Genomic DNA, 23,593 nt, shown 5'->3' with positions numbered 1-23,593 from the left:
GCGGCCGCGGCGATCGCGCGGTGCCGCGCACCCCTGCCTGGCGACGGGCTCGGCCACCCGCTGGCCAACGCAGGAGGAAACGATGAGGTTTCTCGCCCGACACCGCACCGGACCGGCCCGCGCCACCACACTCGGGTCGGTCGCGGTGCTGCTGGTGGCCACCGCCCTCACCGTGGGCGCCGCCGGCACACCCGGTCAGGCCGCCCCGATCCAGGCGGCGGCCTGGGAAGACGTGATCAACAACTCGTTCACCAGCTACGCCGCGCTGGAGTCGGAGTGGAACTACCGCTACCCCTGGGGCTCCGACCACAACGGCAGCGCCCGGATGTACGGCAGTCCCACCGACCACAACCACGTCCACCTCTCCGGTGGCGTGCTCACCCTGCAGGCCACCCGGATCTCCTGGGACGAGGGCAACAGCGGCAGCTCACCGCACCTGCCCATCCGCTACCACTCCGGCGCCATCCACGCCAAGGACCACGTGCTGGTCAACGACACCTACCCCAACTACGAGGTGCGGGGTGAGTTCCAGGCGCCCAGCGCGCCCGGCACCTGGCCGGCGTTCTGGCTGACCGGGGTGAACAGCTGGCCGCCGGAGAGCGACATCCTCGAATTCAAGGGCAACGCCACCAACTGGTTCAACACCTTCCGCGGTCCCTCGGACGTGTCCACCACCACGGTGTCGGTGTCCTCGCCCGGCAGCTGGCACACCTACCGGGCGTGGATCACCAAGGTCAACGCGTCCGATGTGGACATCCACTACTACCTGGACGGCCAGTGGAAGGCCGTGCACCACGCCACCGGCTTCGTCGGCAAACCCCTGTGGCTCATCGTCAACCTGCAGATGGAGGGTTCGTCCGGCTCCTCCGGCCCCGGCGGGGACACCTTCTACCGGGCCAGGAACATCTACGTCGGCCGGTCGCACGCCTGACCGCGCCCGGCACCCGACCGGCCAGGAGTGGACGGCTGGTGCGGCGGGTGGCTCAGCGGCCGAGGTGCTGGTAGGCGCTGGCCTGCAGGGCGAACAGCTCCGCGTAGATGCCCTGGTTGGCCATGAGTTCCTCGTGGGTGCCGCACTCCGCCACCCGCCCCCGGTCCAGCACCACGATCCGGGTGGCCTGCCTGACGTTGGCCAGCCGGTGGGTGACCAGCACGGTCGTGCGGGTCGGCCGGTCCGCCTCACCCGGCCCGCACTCCCCAGCCGAGCCGGACGCGGCGCGCAGCGCGGCGAACACGGCGTGCTCCGCCCTGGCGTCCAGGGCGGCGGTGGGCTCGTCGGCCACCAGCACGGCGGCGTCGCGGTACATCCCCCTGGCGATGCCCAGCCGTTGCCACTGGCCGCCGGACAGGTCGTGCCCGCCCTGGAACTCCCTGGACAGCATGGTGTTCTCCCGCGCGGGCAGCTGGCTGATGACCTCGGCGGCGCCCGAGGCGTGCACGGCGCGCTCCCACCGCGCGCCCGTGGGATCCGGGGCGTCCAGCCGGCCGATCCGGATGTTGTTGGTCGCCGTCATCGGCCACCGCGCCGGTTCCTGCATGATCATCGCGATCTGGGTGTGCACGGACCGCTGGTCGACCGTGGCGATGTCCACCCCGTCCCAGAGCACCTGACCCTCGCTGGGCAGGTACAGGCCGGTGATCAGCCGGCCGAGGGTGGACTTGCCCGATCCGTTCTCCCCGACCAGGGCGATCACCTCGCCTCGGCGGATGGTCAGGTTGACGTCCCGCAGGGCGGGCCGGTCCTGGCCGGGATAGGTGTAGGACACGCCACGCAGTTCGATGACCTCCGGGTCGGTGGGCGCGAGCACGTCCGAGGCCGGCCGCTGCCGCTGCCCGGCCTGGTCGAGCAGGGTCTCGAACAGGGTCAGGTAGAAGCAGTCCTCGTAGAGCCGGTTGACCGCGTACATCGTGCTGTACAGCGCGGAGTTGGTGGTGCGCATGGCCACCACCGCGGCGCCGGCCAGCGCCAGGGGCATCCCGCCCCGGTAGAGCAGCAGCCCCAGCACCAGGTAGGCGATGCCGGTGCCCACTCCCCCGGCGGCGCGGCCGACCAGCCGCACCCGGGTGGAGCGCTGCTGCACCCGGACCGCCTCGTCGGCCAGTTGCCGGCCGACCCGGCGGTGCTCGTCGACCAGCTCCCGCTGCGCGGTGACCGCGCGCAGCTCGGCCGCCTTGCTCCGGCTGGTGATCAGCCTGCTCACGATGGACAGCCGCCGGTCCCTGGTCACGGTCTCCAAAAAGGACTCGTATCTGAGCTTGGACACCCGCAGCGCCGCCCAGCCGTCGGCGACCACCGCCAGCGACAGCACCGGCACCAGCCACGGGTTGAGCACACCGGCGGTGACGACCGCGGCGACCAGCACGACCAGGGACGACAACAGGTCGGCGCCGCCGTCCACGCAGCGCCCGATCGCGGCGACGCCCTGGCCGCTGCCCCGCCGCACCAGCTCGTCGAAGTCGGCGTCGTCGAAGGCGGCCAGTTCCACCGCGACCACGGTCTCGTGCAGGTCGCACCGGGCCAGGTGCTCGGCCCTGGGCCGCAGCACCCCCTGCACCACGGCGGTGGCCGACTCCAGCAGCGCCCGCACCACGTGGCAGATCAGCACCCACAGCAGCGCCGGCAGGGAGGCCAGCACCCGCTGGGGCGTCGGCCCCTGCTCCAGCAGTGCCACGAACACGTTGGCCGTGGCGAACAGCCCGAGCGCGGTGCTCACCCCGGAGGCCAGTTGGAGCAGCGCGGCCAGCGAGGTCAGCACGGGCGAGGCGCGCCAGACCAGGCGGACCACGACGGCCAGTCCGGCGGGCAGCGCGCGGATCGTGGTCCACAGGCTCGCCGCGATCACCTGTTCGTCGACCGCGGCCCAGGACGGCCGGCTCAGCGAGTCCACCCCGACGAGCGCGGCCGCCGCCTCGGCCGGGGGCCGTTCCCGGTCGCCCCGCCCTTTCCGGTCCGGTGTGGTCGGCTCGGACACCAGGACCTGCTGTGGTGACGCGTTCCTCCTGCCCTGCGCGGAGATCCCGGTCGCGGAAACCTGTTGGGTGGGAACTGGTGACGAGGCCGACATAGGCCCTGTTCTCCCTTCGCCTGACAGCGGCTGGCGGACGGGGAGTCACTCAACTGCGTTGTTGGTCCTCCTGACCGGATCCGGTCCAGGTTCACCTGTTCGCGAGCCACACCGACCGAGTTGCCCGAACCGGCCGGTACGCCCCGTACCACCCGGGTTACTCGATGTGGGGGTCCCGGTGGCGGCTGGGCGACGGACCACCGCACCACCCGGGAAGTGGGTCGCGGCCGGCTGCCCGATTCCCGCCCACCGCTGCCGGATTCCACTGTGCACAGTCCTGTTCGCACTGTTCCGGCTCCCGGGACCAGTCAGCAGCGCCCGCCCACAGGACGCACCGCGACGCCGACCGGCGCGGCACCACGTCGAACCGCCCACGGCCGGGCCCCGGCCGCAGGGCCCGCGACCGCCGGACCAGGCGGTGCCAACCGTGCCGGTCCGACCGGTACGTAGGGTGTGTCCGGCTCCAGTGACGTCCCCGTCCCTGCCCCTGCTCCGAGGAGTTGTTGTGTCCGATTCCGAAAGCCAGTCCCGCCGTTCCTTCGGCCGCCGGGCCGCGCTCGCTGGCGGTGCCGGCGCGATCCTGGCCGCGGCCGGGTTCCGGCCGGCCACCGCGGCGGCCGAGACCACCACCGACAGCCACGGTCCCGGTCGCCGGGTCACCCTCACCGTGCTGGGCTCCACCGACCTGCACGGCAACGTGTTCAACTGGGACTACTTCGCCGACCGGGAGTTCGACGACAGCCAGCACAACGACGTGGGGCTGGCCAAGATCGCCACGCTGGTGCGGGCGGTGCGGGCCGAGCGGGGTGCGGACACCACGCTGTTGATCGACGCCGGTGACACCATCCAGGGCACCCCGCTGGCCTACTACTACGCCAAGGTCGAACCGATCAGCACCGGCCGGGTGCACCCGATGGCCGCCGCCATGAACGCGATCGGCTACGACGCCGCGGCCCTGGGCAACCACGAGTTCAACTACGGGATTCCGCTGCTGCGGACCTTCGAGGCGCAGCTCGACTTCCCGTTACTCGGGGCGAACGCGCTGGACGCGAAGACCGGCGCACCCGCGTTTCCCCCGTACGTCATCAAGAAGGTGCACGTGCCGGGCGCGCCACCGGTGCGCGTCGGCATCCTCGGCCTGACCAATCCCGGCATCGCCATCTGGGACAAGGCCAACGTCGAGGGGCGGATGACCTTCCCCGGGCTGGTCGAGCAGGCCCGCACCTGGGTGCCCCGGCTGCGCCGGGCCGGCGCCGACCTGGTGGTCGTGGCGGCCCACTCCGGCGCGGACACGTCCTCCTCGTACGGGGACGCCCTGCCCTACCCGGAGAACGCCTCGACCCTGCTGGCCGAACAGGTGCCGGGCATCGACGCCGTCCTGGTCGGCCACGCGCACGTGGAGATCCCGGAACGGTTCGTCACCAACAAGACCAGCGGGCAGCGGGTGCTGTTGACCGAGCCGCTGTTCTGGGGCAAGCGACTCAGCCTGATGGAGTTCGACCTGGCGTGGGCGCCGCGCACCGGCTGGCAGGTGCGGGCGGGCCGGTCCCAGGTGCTCAACTCCAACACCGTGCCCGAGGACCCCGAGATCGTCCGGCTGCTGCGCGCCGACCACGACAGGGTGACCAGCTACGTCAACTCGGTGGTGGGCACCTGCACGGCGGCGATGTCCGCGGCCGCCGCCCGGTACGAGGACGTGCCAGCGCTGGACTTCATCAACCACGTGCAGGCGGACGTGGTGCGCGCGGCACTGGCCGGGACCGCTGACGCGGCACTGCCCGTGCTGTCCATCGCCGCCCCGTTCAACCGGGCGGCCGCGATCCCCGCGGGCAAGGTCTCGGTCCGCGACGTGGCCGGGCTCTACGTCTTCGACAACACCCTGCTCGCGGTGCGCCTGACCGGCGCGCAGCTCAAGGACTACCTGGAGAAGTCGGCGGAGTACTTCAGGCAGGTGTCCGGTCCTGGTCCGCACGCCCCGGACGCGGTCACCAACGCGCCCACCGCGACCGCGCCCAACGGCATCCCCGACTACAACTACGACGTGGTCGCCGGTCTGGACGCGCCGTTGACCTACGACATCGACATCGCCAAGGCGCCAGGGCAGCGGATCGCCAACCTGGCCCACGGTGGCACCGCGGTCAGCGCGGACCAGGTGTTCGTGGTGGCGGTCAACAACTACCGGCAGTCCGGCGGCGGCAACTTCCCCCACGTGACCACCGCCGAGGTGGTGTACAACCGGCAGGTGGAGATCCGCCAGGCGCTGATCGACTGGGTCAGCCAGGCCGGTGAGATCGACCCCGCCTCGTTCTCCACAGTGGACTGGAAGCTCGTCGCCAACGGCACCCCCGTGGTCATCCAGTCCTGACCGGCCCGTGCCGCCGCTCCCCGCCCGGGAGTGTGGGCTGGTCAGCCGGGATTCGGCGACCAGCCCACACCCTGGTCCGGTGGTGGCGGGTCAGCGGCCGTAGACCGTGGCCTGCTTGGCCGTGGCCTTGATCCCGTTGGCGCCGTTGAAGATCCGCTGCCCCCACGAGGTCAGGCTGTTGGGGTTGAAGCCGTTGGTCATGTCGAGGTAGCCGACGTCACTGCTGTTGCCGCTCCACGACCAGCCCAGGTAGCCCAGGCGCAGGGACTGGGTGGTGGCCATGATGGCGTCCTCGTCGGGGTTGCCGTCCGAGTGGTTGTGCCCGAACTCGCCGACCAGGATCGGCAGGCGCGCGGTGACGAACCGGTTCAGGTAGTCGCTGATCTCGGCCGCCGTGTCGAACACGCCGTACATGTGGATGGAGAACACCGTGTTCTTGTTCGGGTCGCTGGCGAACACCGAGGCGGCGTTGTCGCGCATGGTGAACGACCAGTCCTGCCCCCAGTTGGGGGCGTCCACCATGATGGTGTGGGTGAGGCCGGCGCCGCGCAGCCGCTTGACGGCGTTGGCCGTGTCCGTGGCCCACGAGGAGTAGTTGTTGTTGCCGTAGGGCTCGTTGCCGATGTTGATGATGACGTACTTCTCCTGGCCGGCCAGCGCGCTGCGCACGCTCACCCAGTAGTCGGCCGCCCTGGCCAGGGAGACCGCACCGCTCTGCTCGCCGTAACCGGTGGTGTCGTGCGCTTCCAGCACGCAGATCAGCCGGTTCTGCTTGCACAGCGACACCACGTTGGCCACGTCCGCGGTGTCGTTCCTGGTCCACCGGTCACCGGTGGACAGCACCACCCGGACGGTGTTCGCGCCCAGCGCCTTGATGTTGGCGAACGAGCTGGTCTGCGAGGTGTACCAGGTGTGCGCGTGGTTCACCCCGCGCATCACGAACTCACTGCCGTTGGCGTCGTGGAGCCGCCCGCCGCTGACGTAGAACCCGGTTGCCGCGTACGCCGGTGACCCGGCCACCACCGTGGCGGCGAACAGTGCGAAGAGGACGGTGCCCGCGATTGTCAATCGTGTCTTCATGACCCACCTCGGGGACGGAGTGCTGACACGCCACAGGGCGTGCGAACTGGCAGATGCAGCACAGTGAGAGCACCCGTCCGCCGATGTGCGACATCGGTTTCAGGATAGGAGCACCGCACCGGTGACACAACCGGTTAAGTTGTCGGGCTGGCCCGCCAGCAAACGAAAGGAGCGGGCGGGCCGGCCCGCAATGGGGTCAGTTGCTGAATGGGTTCACCAGACTGAGGGCACGGGCGCCCGGCCGAGGTGGTCGCCGCGCGGCTGGACGGTGTCGGCCCGGTGCAGCGCTGTCGGCGCGACCGTTCGGCGTGCCGCGGCCGGACTCATCGGCCGTGCCCCGGCCGCGGCCGCGCCGCGCCGGCCCACGCGTCGAGCAGGCGGCGGGCCGAACCCCCGACGGGACCGACCGCGTCGGCCAGTGTCGCCGCGTCCGGCAGTCGCGCACCGTCCACAGCGGACACGGCGGCGGCCGGGTCGGTGATGGTCGACGAGCAGACCGCGCGCAGGTAGTCGGGCACGGTCAGCGCGGGATCGGTGCAGCCGACCAGCGGCGTGCCCACCGCGGCCACCAGCGGGAACACCGTCCCGGGAATCCCGATCGCCGCCTCGGCCCTGGCCGAGGCCTGCAGCGAGGGCACGGCGCTGATCTCGTAGCGGCTCCACAGCGCCCGGTCCTCCCTGGGGTGCAGCCCGACCAGGATGCGCTTGCCCGCGGCGGCCAGCCGCTCGGCCGAGGCGAGGAGCAGTTCGGTTCCTGGCGCGGCCCCGCCGGTGCCGTCCGGGTGGGTGACGCTGGTGAGGACCAGCACCAGCCCCGGCTCGGCAGCGCGCCGCGGCAGGTCGTCGGTCTGCGGCGAGCCCACGACCCGGACCCGCCGCTGGTGGACGCCCAGGTAGCTGGCGAACGCGCGGGACTCGGCCGGCGAGGACGAGGTGACCAGGCGCAGCCTCGGCCGCAGTTCGCGCGCCCGGTCCGCCTGCGCCGGCCCCAGGTAGGCCAGGGAGCTGGCGGCCACCGGCAGCCGGCGCAACCGCGCCGCGCACTCGACCGGCCAGTCCCCGGCCCCGGTGACCACGAGCAGGTCCGCGGCTGGCGCGCGCTCGGGCACCACGACCGGCACCGGGTCGTCCCCGGCGATCTGCGACAGGTCGGGCACCACCTGGACCAACCGCCAGCCGCGCCGGTTGGCCTCGGCGAGCAGTGGTTTGACGTGGTAGGTGCCCCAGGGCTCGTTGGTGGCGACCAGCACCGTGCGCCGCCGGCCGGCCGGCGCGGCAGTCGCGGTGCCGCCCGCGCCGAGCGCACCGACCGCGGTGAGCGCGGCCCCGCCGAGGAGGCCGTGCAGCACGGCGCGGCGCGGCAGCGAGCCGCCGGAGGACGTTCCCGTGATGGTGTGCATGGCGGGAACCTAGGTGGCCAGTCCGACCGGAACGTGAACACCAGCCAACCGTTCGCGCCCTGCTCGGCCCGCTCGTCGCGCGACCGGCACCGGACTTCGGCGATCAGTGAGCAAGCGAGCACGGTGGGTGAGACGATTCCGGAGATTTCCCCGGAATTACACCGGAAGGCACTGCCGCCGACAACCAGTGACACGGTGAACTACCGGTTAGCAAACTTTTCACCCAACCCTGGTACTCCTGGAGTTCCCCGTGACGTCTCGACGTCGTTCGGCGCCACCCGGTCGCCCACGGCTCACCCCGGTGCCCGCCGCACTGCTCGCGGTTGTCCTCTCCGTCCTGCCCGGCCTCGGCGTGCCGGCGGCGGCCGAACCGGTCGCCGCGCCACCGCCGCCCTCGACCGCCCCGGCGCCGACGGCCGGCGGCCCAGCCACGGTCCTGGACCTGCCCGGGGTCGCCGCCCCGTCCACCACCGCGGTCGACCCGGCGCAGCGCATCGAGACGGCGCGCACCACCCGACCGGTGGCGCCCGGCGTGTCACTGGACTCGTTCGACTGGTACGAGCCCGGCGACGCCGGCGGCTGGGTGCGGGGTGACGCGCTCACCGTCGACCTCACCGGCGGGACCCGGGTCGGCTACCTGTACCCGGGGCAGGTCAGCTCGGCCGAGCCGCTGTCCACCCAGGCCAACCGGACCCGGGCGGTGGCCGCGGTCAACGGTGACTTCTTCGACATCAACAACTCCAACGCCCCGGAGGGGGTCGGCCTGGCCGACGGCACCCTGGTCAAGTCGGCGACCGCCGGCCACACCAGGGCGGTGGGCATCGACGCGGCCGGCATCGGCCGGATCATGGAGGTCTTCTTCGAGGGCACGGTGACCCGCGCCGCCGACGGGCAGGCCGTCCGGCTCACCCAGTTCAACAGCCACGAGATCGGCGTGGACGGGGTGGGCGTGTTCACGCCGCTGTGGGGCGACTACTCCCGGGCCCGCGCCGTGCAGGGCGCGAGCCGGGTGGCCGAGGTGGTGGTGCGCGCGGACGTGGTGACCGAGGTCAGGACCGAGGTGGGCGGCGACGCCATCCCCGCCGACGGCTACCTGCTCGTCGGCCGGGAGGCCGGCGCCGACACGCTGGGCGGGCTGCGCGTCGGCGACCGCGTCGACCTGGCCTACTCCTCGCGCGCCAGCGACGGCGCCGCGCTGAAGACCGCGATCGGCGGCAACCAGCTGCTGCTCAAGGACGGCCAGATCGTGGCACCCGACGACCCGCTGCACCCCAGGACCGCGGTCGGCTTCTCCGCGGACGGCAAGAAGATGTTCCTGCTCACCGTGGACGGACGGCAGGCGCCCTACCTGTTGGGCCTCAACCTCAAGGACATGGCCGCCATCCTCAGGGAGATGGGCGCGCACAACGCCGTCAACCTCGACGGCGGCGGCTCGTCGACCCTGCTGGCCCGGGAACCCGGCACCGACCAGGTCACCGTGCGCAACACCCCGTCCGACGGCGCGGAACGCCCGGTGCCCAACGGGCTCGCGCTGTACGCGCCGCAGGGCAGCGGCCGGCTCACCGGGTTCTGGGTGCGCACGGCCGCCGACCCGAGCCAGTCACCGGGTGCCGGCACCGTGCCGGGCGGCCGGCCGGAGCGGGTGTTCCCCGGGCTGACCCGGCAACTGGTGGCCAACGGGTACGACGAGACCTACGGCCCGGCCAGCGACCGGGGCAGGCCCGCCTGGCAGGTCGGCCAGGCCGGCACCGGCTGGGTGGACCGGGACGGGCGGTTCCACGCGCTGCGCACCGGCACGGCCACGGTGACCGCGCGCCGAGGCAAGGTCACCGGCAGCCTCGACCTGACCGTGCTGGGCCCGCTGTCGCGGATCTCCCCCACCACCGCGCTGGTCAGCCTGCCCAGCGAGAACGCCAACAGCACGGTCGGGGTGGTCGGCTACGACGACAACGGCTTCACCGCGCCGATCGACCCGGCCGACCTGGACCTGGACTACGACCGCGCCCTGCTCGACGTCACCCCCACCGACTCGGGCAGCCTGCGGGTCAGCGCCAGGAAGGCGGGCAGCACCACCATCACGGTCCGGGTGGGCGGCCAGACCACCCGCGTCGCGGTGACCGTCGGGCTGACCGAGCGGCTGATCGCCGACTTCGACAACGGCGCGTCGTGGACCTTCGGCTCGGCCCGCGGCTCGGGTTCGGTCGCACCCACCCCGGACGGCCACACCGGCGCCGGCCTGCGGCTGACCTACGACTTCAGCCAGTCCACCGGCACCCGCACCGCCTACGCCATCCCCCCGCAGCCCATCCAGGTCGAGGGCCAGCCACTGGCCCTGGGCGCCTGGGTGTACGGGCACGGCCGGGGTGAGTGGACCGCGTTCACCGTCACCGACGCCCAGGGGCAGACCCGCTCGCTGTACGGCCCCTACATCACCTGGACCGGGTGGCGCTACCTGGAGGTGGCGGTGCCCACCGCCTTGGCCTTCCCGTTGCGGGTCAACAGGTTCTACACCATCGAGACGCAGGCCGACCGCCAGTACAGCGGCGAGGTGCTGATCGACGACATGGTGGCCAGGGTTCCGCCCACAGTGGACATTCCCGCCGCGACAGCCGAGCACGACCGGGTGGTGGTGCAGGACGGCACCGTCGCCGGCAGGCAGTGGCGGTTCGCGGTGATGTCCGACGCCCAGTTCGTGGCCCGCAACCCGGACAGCGACCTGGTGCGGTCCGCGCGCCGCACGCTGCGGGAGATCAAGGCGCAGCACCCGGACTTCGTGGTGATCAACGGCGACCTGGTGGACGAGGCCGCGCCCGAGGACCTGGCGCTGGCGCACCGGGTGCTCACCGAGGAGTTGGGCACGGAGCTGCCCTGGTACTACGTACCGGGCAACCACGAGATCATGGGCCCGGGCACGATCGAGAACTTCCGTAGGGAGTTCGGGATCACCCACCAGTCCTTCGACCACCGCGGAACCCGGTTCGTGCTGCTGGACACCTCCACCGGCACCATCCGGGGCGGCGGGTTCGACCAGGCGCGGATGCTGCGCGACGCCCTGGACGAGGCCAGGCGCAACCCGTCGGTGAACTCGGTGGTGGTGCTGGAGCACCACCCGCCGCGCGACCCCACGCCCACCAAGGGAAGCCAGCTCTCCGACCGGCTGGAGGCGAGCGTGGTGGAGCGGTGGCTGGCCGAGTTCCGCCAGCAGACCGGCAAGGGCGTGGCGTTCGTCGGCGGCCACGTCGGCGTGTTCTCGGCGTCCCGGGTGGACGGTGTGCCGTACGTGATCAACGGCAACTCCGGCAAGGCGCCGGCCGCCGACGCCAGCCAGGGCGGCTTCACCGGCTGGACGCTGTTCGGGGTGGACCCGGTTGACCAGCACGGCATGGCGCTGGGCCGGCAGTGGCCGCAGCGACCGAGTCCGGAGTGGATCGCCGCGGAGATCCGGCCGCACGTGGACGCGCTGGCCCTGCACGCGCCGGAGGTGCTGACACACGGGGCGCCCGCCCAGGTCAGCGCCACCCTGACGCAGGGCGGCCGGCAGGTGCCGGTGGCCTACCCGGTCAGCTACGACTGGTCCGGCTCGGCCAACCTGCACATCGGTGACCGGTCCGGGATCCGGCCGTGGCACGTGGCCTGGCTGGACCCGAGCACCGGAACGCTCACCGCGCTGCGGCCGGGTGCCGTTACGGTGGCGATCACCGTCAACGGCGTCACCGAGCGGGCGAACGTCCGGGTCGCCCTGCCCCAGTGGCGGCGCTCGGCCGCCTGAGCGGACCGCGCCGGGCCGCTCCTGCTCCACGTGGACGAGGACGCCACAGTGGACGGGAGCGGCCCGGCCCCGGCTCAGGCCAGCGCGCGGCCGACACCGCCGAGCGCGGTGACGCGGATCAGCGATCCGGCCGCGCCGAGGCGGACGCTGACGGTTCCGGCCGGCGCGTCCGAGTCGATCTCCGGGTAGTCGCTGCTGGACACCCGCACCCGCAGCACGTGACCGGCGGCCAGCCGGTAGTGCGTCGGCCACAGGTGCACCGGCAGGTCGTAGGTCACGCCGGGCCGCACCGGGGCCGCGCCCTGGTCACCGGAGCGGTGGCTGGCCTTGAGCCAGCCCTGGGTGATGCGGCTGGCGGTCCCGTCCGGCGCGACGTCCTCCAGCACCACCGCGATGTTGCCGTCCGGACCGGTGAACGAGGCGCGGATGCTGGCTTGCACACCGCCGGCGAGCACCACGTCCCGGCGCAGCGGCGTGGTCTGGAACTCCAGTCGCTCGCCCGGTTCGTCCGCGGCCGGCTCGGTGTTGACCGCGAACCGCCCGGTGCCCGGCCGGCCGGCGCCGACGGCCAGCCGCGCGTCCGCGGTCAGGGCCAGCGTGGTCTGCTCGGCGCCGGCCGGGGGCCAGCTGTCGTACTGCCGCCAGCCGGCCCCCGCCCCGGGTCCGGGGATCTCGTAGGAGGTCACCTTGGCCCTGGGCAGCGGCGCGGCGCTGTCGCCGGCCAGCCAGTGGTCCCACCAGGCCAGGTAGCCGCCGGTGCCGATGTCGGCGTACTGCCCGGCCGGCATGCCGTGCTGCCACGGACCGGACACCAGCCAGGTGTTGGCGGTGCGCGCCTGGAAGTTCTGCACCATCCCGTCCCGGTAGCGGTCGTACCAGCCGCTGATCTCCAGCACGGGCACGTCCAGCTCGCTCCAGCGGGCCTTGACGCTGCGCTCGCGCCAGAAGTCGTCGTAGAACGGGTGCTGCGGATAGGTGACCAGGGTGTCGGGCGCGGTGCTCGCCTGCCAGTCGCGGATGCGCGCCGAGTAGATCCCGCCCCGGTAGATGGTGTTCTCGTACCAGTCGCTGATGCCGTTGACCGGGATGATCGCGGCCAGGTGCGGCGGTTTGTTCACCGCGACCAGCAGTGCCGAGTGGCCGCCGTAGCTGACCCCGGACTGTCCGATGCGGCCGGTGGACCACGGTTGGACCGCCAGCCACTCGATCAGGTCGTAGTTGTCCCGCTGTTCCTGCGCGCTGAACGGGTCGAGCCGGCCGGGCGAGTCCCCGGAGCCCCGGGCGTTGCACACCGCCGCGACGTAGCCCCGGGTGACGAGGAAGCTGGCCGCCTGCCCCAACTGGGTCAGCTGGTCGTAGGCGTTGTAGTCGTAGACGATGCCGGGAAACCGCCCCGGTGCTGGCCGGCCCTGCTCGTCGGCTGGGCGGTGCAGGTCGCAGGCCAGGTGGCTGCCGTCGCGCAGCGGCACCCGGACCCGTTCGGTGTGCACCCCGTACCGGGCTGGTCGGTCGTAGCTGAAGAACGGGTCGGTCAGCGCCGACCGGCCGGTGCCGCGTTCCTCGGGTTGGGCGGTGGCGGCGGGCGCGGTGACCAGTGCGGTGGCGGTGAGCGCGGCCAGCAGGACGGACAGCGTCCTCATCGGCGGTCCTCCAGGTCCAGGGGCAGGGACAGCAGTCGGGAACTGAGCGTTTTGCCGTGGGTGTCCAGCGCCAGGGAGGTGGTGACCCCGCCGTCGACGACCTGGTGGCACACGAAGTGCAGGGCCACCAGGTTGGGCAGCTCGTAGCGCACCACCTCGCCGCCGACGTGGCTGGCCAGGTGGGCGCGCACCCGGTCGGCGGTCAGCTCGCGCACCAGCAGCGGGTAGTCGGCGTCGTCGTAGGGGAACACCGACAGGGTCGCGGTGTTGCCCTTGTCGCCGGCACGGCAGTGCGCCAGCTCATGCAGTAGGACGCGCATCGGCAGCCTCCATCAGGGTCACCGCGGGACGCACGCTGCTCCGCGGGATCAGGGTGGACACGATCCCGATCACCTCGCCGGAGCGCACCCGCACACCACCACCGCCGGCCGGGCCGTTGGTGTAGAGCGCCTCCACCTCGTGTCCGACGGTCTCGACCAGGGCGCGGTCGTGGCTGAGCGCGGCGACCCGCAGCCGGCACTCCGGAACGGGTGCGTCCTCGGCCCAGCCGACCGGGATGGCGGCGCCCTGGCTGGCGGCCACCGGCACCGCGCCGTGCACCTCGATCCGGGGTGCCAGCCCGGTGCCGGCCAGCCTTGCGGCCACGACCTCACCGGCCAGCACGGCGCGGCGGTCGGCGTTGGGGCCCACGTAGGAGATCTCCGCCTCGACGCGGTGGCCGGCCCGGTAGCCGACGCTGACCTTGAGCCGGTCCGGGCGTGGCCGCCCCACCGCGCCGGTGACCAGCACCGCGTCCCGGCCCTGCTCGGTCACGGCGAGCTGGCGCAGGTCGAGGACGACGTCCGGGGTGTGGTAGGCGCCGGGGTCGGTGATCTCGTACAGCAGTTGTTCGCGCACGGTCGCCCGGGAGAGCAGGCCGCCGGTGTCGGGCAGCTTGCCCAGCCTGGCCGTGCCGTCCCCGGTCACGTCGGCGAAGGGGAAACCCAACTCGGCCAGGCCGGGCACGTCCTTGTAGCCGGGGTCGGCGAAGTACCCGCCGGTGAGCTGGCCGGCGCACTCCAGCAGGTGGCCCACGACCGTGCCGGCCGCGGCGGACGCGGGATCGGCCAGGTCCCAGCCGAGCCGGTGCGCCAGCGGCGCCAGGAACAGCGACGGGTCCGCGACCCGGCCGGTGACCACGACGTCGGCGCCGGCGTCCAGTGCCGGCCAGATCGCGTCCGCGCCCAGGTAGGCGTTGGCCGACACGATCTCGCCGTGCGCGCGCAGCGGTCGTCCGTCCTCCAGCGCGGGGGCGTCCAGGTCCAGGCTGGCCAGCACGTCGTCGCCGGTCACCGCCGCGACCGTGGCGGGCGAGCCGATCCGGTCGAGCAGCCGCCTGGTCTGGGCGCCGGCCGCGATCGGGTTGGCCGCGCCCATGTTGGTCACCACCCGCACGCCCCGCGCGGTGGCGATGGGCAGCAGTCGCTCGAAGCGGTCCAGCAGTCTGGGGTCGTAGCCGGTGTCCGGATCGGCCAGCCGGCGCTGCTGACCGAGCGCGATGGTCCGTTCGGCAAGGCATTCCAGCACGAGATCGTCGAGTCGTGCCCGGTTCAGCAGGTCGACGGCTGGTTCGACGCGGTCTCCGGCGAAACCCGCGCCGCTGCCGATGCGCGTGCGTGGTGTGCTCATCCGCTTTCCGTTCCAGGTTGTGCCCTCAGGCGTCAGATCGCACCGGTGGCCAGTGCCGCGATGGTCATCACCACGCTGGTGCCGAACGCCCACTTGAAGATGAACCGCTGGTGCTCGCCCAGGTCCACGCCGCTCATCCCGATCAGGATGAAGGTGGACGCGGTCAGCGGGCTCAGCGGGAAACCGGTGGTCATCTGGCCGAGGATGGCCGCCCTGCCGATCTCGGCCGCGCTGCCGCCGAAGGCCGCGGCGGTCTCCGCGAGCACCGGCAGCACCCCGAAGTAGTAGGCGTCCGGGGTGAACACCAGGCTCAGCGGCATCGCGGTGATCGCGACGATCACCGGCAGCGCCCCGGCCAGCCCGTCCGGGATGATCCCGACCAGGGCGCGGGCCATGGCCTCGATCATGCCGGTGCCGTTGAGGATTCCGGTGAACACGCCGGCGGCGAAGATCATGGTGGTCACCAGGACGACGTTGTGGCCGTGCTTCTCCAGCAGCTTCTGCTGCGCCGCCCAGCTGGGCCGGTTGGCCAGCACGGCGACGACGAACGCGAGGACGAAGACGACCTCCAGCTTGGCCACCTGGGTCAGCAGCGCCGCGACCAGCGCCAGGGTGAGCAGCACGTTGAACCAGAACCGCACCCGCTGGAGCCGGGCCGGCTGGTCGCGCTCCGGCGGGGCGGCGATGTCGTCGACCTCGATCACCCCCAGCCGGCGGCGCTCACCGCGTCCGATGAGGAACGCGGCCACGAGCACCCAGACGACCCCGGCGGCGAACGCGGGCAGCACCGGGGTGAACAGGGCGGAGCTGTCCAGGTGCAGCGCGGCCATCGCCCTGGCGGTCGGCCCGCCCCAGGGCACCAGGTTCATCACGCCGGCGCCCAGGCAGACCACGCCGGCCAGCACGATCCGGCGCATGCCCAGCCGCCGGTAGATCGGCAGCAGGGCGGACACGGTGATCAGGAAGGTGGAGGCGCCGTCGCCGTCCAGGGCCACCAGCAGGGTGAGCACGGCGGTGCCGACGGTGATCTTCAGCGGATCGCCCTTGGCCCACCGCAGGATCCGGCTGACCGCGGGATCGAACAGGCCGGCGTCGACCATCAGGCTGAAGTACAGCACCGCGAAGGTGATCATGATGGCGACCGGGGTGACCGTGGTCAGCCCCTTGCCGATCAGCGTGTCGAGTTGGCCGCCGAACCCGGTGAGCAGCGCGGCGAGCACGGGCAGCACGGTCAGGGCGACCAGCACCGACACCCGCCGGGACAGCACGGCGGCGAGGAACAGGGCGATCGTGAGGAAGCCACTCACGGCGAGCATCGTTGACCTCCGGTGGTGAGTGCGCCCACTGTGAATTCCTGCACCTATGGCGGTCAAGCATTGAAGTTCGATAGATTGATGCCCGATGCGCATGGACCTGACCATTCAGCAACTCCGGGTCGTCATCGCGGTGCACGACGCGGGCAGCTTCACCGCCGCCGCCGAGCAGCTGCGGCTGGCGCAGTCCTCGCTCAGCCGGACCGTGTTGGAGGTCGAACGCCGGCTCGGCGTCACCCTGTTCGAGCGCACCACCCGCCGGCTGGTGCCCACGGCCGAGGGACGCGAGTTCGTGGCGATCGCGCGCGCCACCACGGACGCGTTCGACGCGAACCTGCGGCACTTCTCCGGATTCCTGGACGGGCACCGCGGCCAGGTGCGGATCGCCGCCCTGCCCTCGCTGGCCGCGATCCTGCTGCCCCCGGTGATCTCGGCCTACCGCAGGCGGCACAACCGCGTCGAGCTGTCCATTGAGGACGCACTGGCCGACGAGGTGCTCGACCGGGTGCGGTCCGGCGCGGTGGATCTGGCGGTCACCGTGGTGTCCGCGCTCGCCCAGCCCCTGGACGACCTGGACGTCAGCCCGGTGGCCACCGACCAGTTCTGCTGCGTCTTCCCCCGCGACCACCGCTTCGCCGGTCTGGCGGAACTGTCCTGGGCGGACCTGGCCGACGAGCCGTTCATCTCCTTCGACCGCACCACCAGCATCCGCCAGCACGTCGAGCTGGCCATGGCCGAGGCCCGGGTCCGGCCGCACACGGTGATCGACGCGCGCAACATCGCCGCGGTCGCCGGTCTGGTGGCGGCCCGCCTCGGCGTGTCGGTGGTGCCCGGCCTGGTGCTGCCGCTGACCCAGTTCGCCGAGCTGGACCACCGCCCACTGCGCGCGCCGCGGACGAGCCGGCTGATCGCGGTGGTGCGCGCGCCGCACCGACCACTGGCCCCGGCCGCCACCGCGTTCGTGGACGCGCTCACCGACGCCAGCCGGCGGGCGCTGCCGCTGCCGCCGGAGACCTCCTGGCTGCCGTCCCCGCAGTAGCCATGACCCCGGTCGGCCCCGCCTGATCAGCCCGTCCGGTCAGCCCTGCCTGGCCTGGTCGTAGCGGTCCTGCGCCGCCTGCACCTCGGGCATCCGGGCCTCCACGAACTCGATGAGGTCCATCAGCTTCTCGGCGGTCTGCCGACCCAGCGGGGTCAGGCTGTACTCGACGTGCGGCGGGATCGTGGGTTGGGCCTCGCGGTGCACGAAGCCGTCGCGCTCCAGCGCCTGCAGGGTCTGGGCGAGCATCTTCTCGCTCACCCCGTCCACCCGGCGGCGCAGGGCGTTGAACCGGAAGGTGCCGTCCAGCAGCGCGCTCAGCGCGAGGATGCCCCAGCGGCCGGTCACGTGTTCCAGGGTTCCCCGCGACGGGCACGCCCTGGCGAACACGTCGAAACAGAGTTGACCGACCTCGTCCCGGTCGGCCGCGCTCGGCTTGGCCGCCGGCCGGCGCACCGCGGCCTGCGTGGCACGACTGCTCATGCTCTGACAGTACCTCCCGCGTTGCCACCACAGCACTAACCACTGCTAGTGTACTAACTTGTAGTTAGTACTCACCGCTTCACAGCACCACGGGAGAGCAGCGATGATCGTGATTACCGGAGCCACCGGCCAGCTCGGCCGCCTGGTGGTCGACGCCCTGCTGGCCGAGGTCCCGGCCGAGCAGATCGTCGCGGCCGTGCGCACCCCGGAGAAGGCCGCTGGCCTCGCCGCGGCCGGCGTCCAGGTCCGCCGCGCCGACTACGGCCAGCCCGACAGCCTCGACGAGGCGTTCGCCGGCGCTGACCGGGTGCTGCTGATCTCCGGCAGCGAGGTCGGCCAGCGCCTCGCCCAGCACACCGCCGTGGTCGAGGCCGCGGTGCGCGCGGGCGTGCGCCACCTCGCCTACACCAGCGTGCTGCACGCCGACACCGCCACCCTCACGGTGACCCCGGAGCACCGCGCCACCGAGGAGGTCATCCGCGCCTCCGGCCTGCCCTTCACCTTCCTGCGCAACGGCTGGTACACCGAGAACTACGAGCAGCGCGTCCAGCAGGCCGCGGCAACGGGCACGATCATCGGCAGCGCCGGCCAGGGCCGCGTGGCCAGCGCTCCCCGCGCCGACTACGCGGCGGCGGCCGCCGCCGTGCTCACCGGTGACGGGCACGAGGGCAAGGTCTACGAGCTGTCCGGCGACACCGCCTGGTCCTTCCCGGAGCTGGCCGCCACGGTCGCCGAGGTGGCCGGCCGGCCGGTGGCGTACCAGGACCTGACCGCCGAGCAGTACCGCGCCGCACTCGTCGAGGCCGGCCTGCCCGAGGCGATCGCGCAGCTGCTGGCGGCCTTCGACACCGACGCCGCCAACGGTCTGCTGGCGGACACCCCCGGCGACCTGAGCGCGCTCCTGGGCCGGCCGACCACGCCGCTGGCCGACACCGTCGCCGAGATCCTCAAGGGCTGACCGCTCTCCTGGGTGCTGCCCGGCGGCGGCGGTCCACCGGTCGACCGCCGCCGGGCACCCGGCAGCCACACCGGGATCGACCCGGTTCGAGTCGAACCACTTCGACGGATCTGGCGTACACATGGCCCTATCCCGGACCGTCCCGGGTTCCTAACATCGTCGTCACATCACGTGCGCCGGACCCGCACCGGGTGTTCCGCGCGGTGTCGACGCACGACAGGTCGCTGGCCGAACAAGAGCCGGCAGCGGTGTCGCCGCGTCGTCCGCCCAGGAGCAGACCGTGAACCTGTCGTCCTTCCCCCGCCGGAGCCTGGCACACGCGGCGCTGGTGCTGCTGGTCGCACTGGCCGGCGTGGTCACCCCCACCCGGTCGGCGCCTGCCCGGTCAGCGCCAGCCCGGTCAGCGCCAGCCCAGTCAGCGCCGGTGCACGCGGCGGCCCCACCGGCCGGCTCGACGTCCCGCTACACCATGACGGCCTTCACCAACAGCAGCGAATCCAACATGTACGTCTACGAGGCGCCCGACGCCACCGGATTCCGGCTGCGCAGGGGGCCGGCGTACACGCCACCGTCCGGGCTGATCCGCGACCCCAGCATCATCAGGCACACCGACGGCTACTACTACATCGTCTACACCACCAACTGGACCGGCAACACCATCGGTTTCGCCCGCAGCAGCGACCGGCTCAGCTGGACCTTCCTGCGCAACCACACCATCCCGCTGTCCGGGGTGGCCAACACCTGGGCGCCGGAGTGGTTCGTGGACACCGACGGCAGCGTCAACGTCATCGTGTCGCTGTCCACCACGGGCAGCGACTTCAAGCCCTACAAGCTGACCGCGACCAACGCCGCGCTGAGCGCGTGGACCGCGCCGACCGTGCTGTCCGGCATCGGCCCGAACTACATCGACACGTTCATCGTCAAGGTGAACGGCACCTACCACGCGTTCACCAAGCAGGAGACGACCAAGTACATCGAGTACGCCACCGCCGCCAGCCTCACCGGGCCCTACACCTTCCAGCGCACCGGTGACTGGGCCGGCTGGGGCGGGCCGAGGGAGGGCCAGTCGCTGGTGCGGCTGGACAACGGGGGCTGGCGGATCTACTTCGACGGCTACACCGTGGGCAAGTACTTCTTCAGCGACAGCGTCGACGGGTTCCGCACCTGGACCCCACCCGCCGAACTGCCCGCGCTGTCCGGGTTCGCCCGGCACTTCACCGTGCTCAAGGAAACCGTGTCCGGCGGCGCGTCCCTGCCCACCGCCACCACGCGCTCGCTGCGGTCCACCAACTACCCCGACCGCTACCTCCGGCACCGGGACAACCTCGGCTACCTGGAGCAGGTCAGCGCCAGCAGCTCGGCACAGACCAAACAGGACGCCACCTTCACCGTCACCCCGGGGCTGGCCGACGCCAACTGCTACTCGCTGCGCGCGGCCAACGGCCAGTACCTGCGCCACTACGACTTCCGGATCCAGCTCGGCGCGGACGACGGCGGCAGCACCTTCCGCCAGGACGCCACGTTCTGCGCGCACACCGGAGCCAGCAGCGGTTCACTCACCCTGGAGTCCTACAACTACCCGGGCCGCTACCTGCGCCACTACGACTTCGCGCTGCGGGTCGACCTCTACCAGGACACCGACACCTTCCGCGCGGACAGTTCGTTCGTCGCCACCACGCCGTGGGCCTGACCGGTCCCGCGCTGCGCCGGGACGCCCACCTGACGCGGTCGAGCAGTTCCGTGGCCACCACGACGTGGTCAGCCATGCCCACTGTGTCCCAGGTGGACTGTCTCGTGTGGATCGTCAGGTCGGCGAGCGGGTCGGCGCGGGGTGGCGGGCGAGTAGGGCACGGCTCCCACCCCGCACCAGAAAATCCCCACCCAGAATTCGAAGGTGGTCCGGACAGCGCACAATTCCACCACCCACCCATTCCCCAGCAACTCCGGATCGCCGGCGGCCGAACAATTGGCGGTTTCGCAATTCACCCCCCGCCAACACGCGGATGCACCGACCAGCAGACAGCTATCCACCGGCGGTTACTCGACGGTGCCCGAAAGCTAGCACTCCACCCCTGTCCCCGATGTGGTGTGCCGCATACAGTGAGTTGACCAGGCAAGGTCGCAGGCCTGACTCGTGGAGAACCTACAAAAGGATCGGCGCAACCCGTCTCCTCGACATCGACGGCCGGCTCGGCTCCCACACCGAGGTCCGCGTTGACCACGGCCGAGTCCTCCGGCCTGATCCGGCTGATCCGAATCGGTGCGCTCGCCAGCCGGCGCGCCCGAGGGAGGTACACAATGACTGACGCCACAATCGATGCGGTGGTCATCGGTGGCGGACCGGCCAGTGCCGTTCGCGCGGCCACCCTGGCCAGACCGGCCAGATCCGTGGTCCCGCCGGAGCGGCGAACCTTTCCCCGATTCCACATCGGCGAGTCGATGCTGCCGTACCTGGTGGCCCTGCTCGACCGACTCGGATTACTGGAAGCAGTTCAGGAACAGGGACATGTGATCAGGCGCGGCGGGGAGTTCATCGACCCGGCCGGCACCAGGTTCTCCACTTCCGAGGCCTTTCGCGCCGATTTCTCAGAACACAGACGGGGTCGGCACAGCGGCCAGGAGCGCGAGCTTCACGCCCGCTGCGTCGTCGCCGCCAGCGGTCGGACGACCGGGACACGCCCGGCCACCACCGTCGACAGGCTGCTCGACAGAACAACACCCGAGGGCCGGTCGCTCCACGGCGACTTCGGGAGCGAGCACCACCCGATCAGCGCCACCCCGCGGTGGGACGTCGTCGCCCCGTTCACCCCGGTGTTCGGGCGCCCCGCGTACCCCGAACTCAAGGTCCCGGACCACGCCGAGCTGATCGCGGCCGAACCGAAGACATGACCGTGGTGGAGGGCTCCGGTCAGGGTGCGCGCCTGGACGTCGGCGGCCGCGGTGATCGCCGGAGATCGCTTCGCTGCGGTAGCTGGCCCGTGGGCCCACACACTGACCGGAGCCCGTGTTCGAGGGAGTGCCCCTGCCTGGCCGATTGTGGTGGGCTGTGCGAGCGCAGATCCGCGGAGCGGGGCGCCGGGACAGTCTCCGCCGGGGCCTGGGCGCCGCACCGCTCAGGATCTCGCGGCCGAGGTCCTCACTCCGCGCTGGACCGGCCCCGCGGTCCGACTAGGCGTGCCCACACTCGGAACCCGAGCTTCTCCGCTGGTTGGCAGCTGGGAAGACCTCGTCGAACAACTTCACGAACGCCGAACTGACCTCGCCCCAGCCGGCCGCGCCGAACCGCTGGATCTCGTCGCGCACGGCAGTGGCCACGCTCTGCGCCACGTCAACTTCCTCGGTGTCCTCGTCGTCACCGGCGCCGGGACCGACCCGGGCGAGCATCAGCAGCACGGTGACCGGCTTGCGTTCCCTCTTGCTCTCACCGCCGGGACTCCTCGGTTCCGCGGTCGGCCGCGCGGTCGCGGTCACCAACCGGTCCGTGGTTGTCCCGTTGGCCGCCGGGTCCCCGCCCGGCCGGTCCGCCGCGGGTGCGGGCCGGGGTGGAGCCGGGGCTGCCGGCGCCACCGGCGCGGGGTGGGCGGCCGGTGGTCGCTGACCGACGTTCAGCACGGTGTGCGGCCGCTGTTCGGCTGGCGAGCGCACGTCCGCGGTCGGCACCAGGGGGAGCGCCAGGGCCGGATCGTGTTCGAGGATCATGCGCTGCAGTTTCTGCAGCTGTGGGCCTGGCTCGATGCCAAGGCCCTCGACCAGTGCGGCGTGCGTGCGCTGGTACACGCTCAGCGCGTCGGCCTGCCGGCCGGACCGGTAGAGGGCGATCATGAGTTGGCCGTACAGCCGCTCACGCAGCGGTTCGGCCTCGATCAGCGCCTCCAGTTCGCCAACGATCTCGTAGTGCCGTCCACAGGCCAACTCCGCGTCGAAGCAGTTCTCCAGCGCGCCCAGCCGGCGGTCCTGCACCGCGGCCAGCGCCGGCCAGGAAACACCCTTCTCCACCAGGTCCGCCAGGGCGGGCCCGCGCCACAGCGCCAGTGCCCCGCGCAACGACCGCGCGGCGAGTTCCCACGAACCGGCCGCCAGTTCGGCCCGCCCCTTCTCCGCCAGGCAGCGGAAGTGGTGCACGTCAACGCATTCCGGCTCGACGCGGAGCAGATATCCCGGAGCGTGGGTCAACAGCGCGGTCGGCCGCCCGGCGGTGTGGTCCGTCGCGAGCAGCCGGCGCACGCCCGCCACCGCGTTCTGCAGCATCTTCCTGGCCGTCGGCGGTGCGTCGCTGGGCCACAAAGCCTTCAGCACCTGACTTGTCGCAACCACACGATTTGCGTGCAACAACAAGAACCCAAGCGTCGCACGCTGCTTCACACCGCCAAGCGGCACGGACACGCCATCCTCGACGACTTCCAAGGATCCGAGCAGGTGAAACCGCATAGTGTCCTCTCGTATTCTCAAATCACAACGAACGACAAGACCCTCCTTCAGGTTTTCAATCGCGAGTAAACCCGAGCACACCGGAGGCGTCAATCTCGGCAGCGTTGTCATCACCCAGAAAGCGGCCGAACTCCCGCATTCAAACGGCCCGCATACCCGGGAAGTTTTGCCTTCCGACAGACGAACACTGAGGTCACGCGTGGTGCGACCGGCGCAACTGGCGCACTCGACACTGCGGACACACGCGTCAACTGGCGCACCGCCCGGCGACCCAGGCCATCAGAAGTGGAATCAACTACCGCGCGCCCACATCATCCAATCAGGACACTTGACCCGGAGCAGCCCGCCCCGTTTCCCACCGCCCCGAGAGCACCCACCTCACCGC

The 23,593-nt window shown here is 71.8% G+C and carries 16 protein-coding genes; 7 read left to right on the top strand and 9 right to left on the bottom strand.

Going from position 1 to position 23,593, the window contains the following annotated elements:
• Positions 1-82: 82 nt before the first annotated feature.
• Positions 83-931: a glycoside hydrolase family 16 protein gene (locus tag LX83_RS04555; RefSeq protein ID WP_253767363.1), complete on the top strand. Its 849-nt coding sequence runs from the start codon at positions 83-85 to the stop codon at positions 929-931.
• 52 nt (positions 932-983) lie between these two features.
• On the opposite strand, the gene LX83_RS04550 is transcribed toward LX83_RS04555, so the two are convergent.
• Positions 984-2,972 carry an ABC transporter ATP-binding protein gene (locus tag LX83_RS04550; RefSeq protein WP_253767361.1) on the bottom strand — a complete coding sequence of 663 codons (1,989 nt, stop codon included), beginning with the start codon at positions 2,970-2,972 and terminating at the stop codon, positions 984-986.
• A 598-nt stretch (positions 2,973-3,570) separates the two neighbouring features.
• Between LX83_RS04550 and LX83_RS04545 the strand changes: the two genes are divergently transcribed.
• Complete coding sequence (locus LX83_RS04545) at positions 3,571-5,430, top strand: bifunctional metallophosphatase/5'-nucleotidase (protein WP_253767359.1); 1,860 nt, start codon at positions 3,571-3,573, stop codon at positions 5,428-5,430.
• A gap of 90 nt (positions 5,431-5,520) precedes the next feature.
• On the opposite strand, the gene LX83_RS04540 is transcribed toward LX83_RS04545, so the two are convergent.
• On the bottom strand, positions 5,521-6,510 hold the full coding sequence (locus LX83_RS04540) for a glycoside hydrolase family 5 protein (RefSeq protein WP_253767357.1): 990 nt from the start codon (positions 6,508-6,510) through the stop codon (positions 5,521-5,523).
• 323 nt (positions 6,511-6,833) lie between these two features.
• Complete coding sequence (locus tag LX83_RS04535) at positions 6,834-7,910, bottom strand: hypothetical protein (protein WP_253767354.1); 1,077 nt, start codon at positions 7,908-7,910, stop codon at positions 6,834-6,836.
• 250 nt (positions 7,911-8,160) lie between these two features.
• On the opposite strand from LX83_RS04535, the gene LX83_RS04530 reads away from it, so the two are divergent.
• Complete coding sequence (locus LX83_RS04530; RefSeq protein WP_253767352.1) at positions 8,161-11,679, top strand: phosphodiester glycosidase family protein; 3,519 nt, start codon at positions 8,161-8,163, stop codon at positions 11,677-11,679.
• Positions 11,680-11,753: 74 nt separating this feature from the next.
• Here LX83_RS04530 and LX83_RS04525 read toward each other — a convergent pair whose 3' ends face one another.
• The 4 genes from LX83_RS04525 to LX83_RS04510 are packed head-to-tail and all read right to left on the bottom strand — an operon-like array spanning position 11,754 to position 16,303.
• On the bottom strand, positions 11,754-13,319 hold the full coding sequence (locus LX83_RS04525) for a CocE/NonD family hydrolase (RefSeq protein ID WP_253767350.1): 1,566 nt from the start codon (positions 13,317-13,319) through the stop codon (positions 11,754-11,756).
• On the bottom strand, positions 13,316-13,639 hold the full coding sequence (locus tag LX83_RS04520) for an AtuA-related protein (protein WP_253767348.1): 324 nt from the start codon (positions 13,637-13,639) through the stop codon (positions 13,316-13,318). The genes LX83_RS04525 and LX83_RS04520 overlap by 4 nt, the downstream gene beginning before the upstream one ends.
• Positions 13,620-14,987, bottom strand: a complete 1,368-nt coding sequence (locus LX83_RS04515) for an acyclic terpene utilization AtuA family protein (RefSeq protein ID WP_253767346.1) — start codon at positions 14,985-14,987, stop codon at positions 13,620-13,622. The genes LX83_RS04520 and LX83_RS04515 overlap by 20 nt, the downstream gene beginning before the upstream one ends.
• 32 nt (positions 14,988-15,019) lie before the next feature.
• Positions 15,020-16,303, bottom strand: a complete 1,284-nt coding sequence (locus LX83_RS04510) for a CitMHS family transporter (protein ID WP_253767344.1) — start codon at positions 16,301-16,303, stop codon at positions 15,020-15,022.
• Positions 16,304-16,388: 85 nt separating this feature from the next.
• Between LX83_RS04510 and LX83_RS04505 the strand changes: the two genes are divergently transcribed.
• Complete coding sequence (locus tag LX83_RS04505; RefSeq protein WP_253767342.1) at positions 16,389-17,339, top strand: LysR family transcriptional regulator; 951 nt, start codon at positions 16,389-16,391, stop codon at positions 17,337-17,339.
• Positions 17,340-17,378: 39 nt separating this feature from the next.
• Here the strand turns inward: LX83_RS04505 and LX83_RS04500 are convergent, their stop codons facing one another.
• The gene (locus tag LX83_RS04500) at positions 17,379-17,822 is read right to left on the bottom strand and encodes a winged helix-turn-helix transcriptional regulator (RefSeq protein WP_253767340.1); all 444 of its coding nucleotides are present in this window, start codon (positions 17,820-17,822) and stop codon (positions 17,379-17,381) included.
• Positions 17,823-17,925: 103 nt separating this feature from the next.
• Between LX83_RS04500 and LX83_RS04495 the strand changes: the two genes are divergently transcribed.
• From LX83_RS04495 to LX83_RS04485, 3 genes are all read left to right on the top strand, one after another.
• Complete coding sequence (locus LX83_RS04495; protein ID WP_253767338.1) at positions 17,926-18,780, top strand: SDR family oxidoreductase; 855 nt, start codon at positions 17,926-17,928, stop codon at positions 18,778-18,780.
• 280 nt (positions 18,781-19,060) lie between these two features.
• On the top strand, positions 19,061-20,470 hold the full coding sequence (locus LX83_RS04490; RefSeq protein ID WP_253767336.1) for a glycoside hydrolase family 43 protein: 1,410 nt from the start codon (positions 19,061-19,063) through the stop codon (positions 20,468-20,470).
• 608 nt (positions 20,471-21,078) lie between these two features.
• Positions 21,079-21,669 (top strand): NAD(P)/FAD-dependent oxidoreductase, encoded by a 591-nt coding sequence (locus tag LX83_RS04485; RefSeq protein WP_253767334.1) that lies wholly within the window; start codon positions 21,079-21,081, stop codon positions 21,667-21,669.
• Positions 21,670-21,948: 279 nt separating this feature from the next.
• Here the strand turns inward: LX83_RS04485 and LX83_RS04480 are convergent, their stop codons facing one another.
• Positions 21,949-23,076 (bottom strand): AfsR/SARP family transcriptional regulator, encoded by a 1,128-nt coding sequence (locus tag LX83_RS04480; protein ID WP_253767332.1) that lies wholly within the window; start codon positions 23,074-23,076, stop codon positions 21,949-21,951.
• Positions 23,077-23,593: the final 517 nt, after the last annotated feature.

This window comes from Goodfellowiella coeruleoviolacea (assembly GCF_024171785.1).
GTDB classification, from domain to species: Bacteria; Actinomycetota; Actinomycetes; order Mycobacteriales; family Pseudonocardiaceae; genus Goodfellowiella; species Goodfellowiella coeruleoviolacea.
The sequence above is the reverse complement of the archived record's forward strand: the minus strand, read 5'-3'. Positions and strand labels throughout refer to the sequence as shown.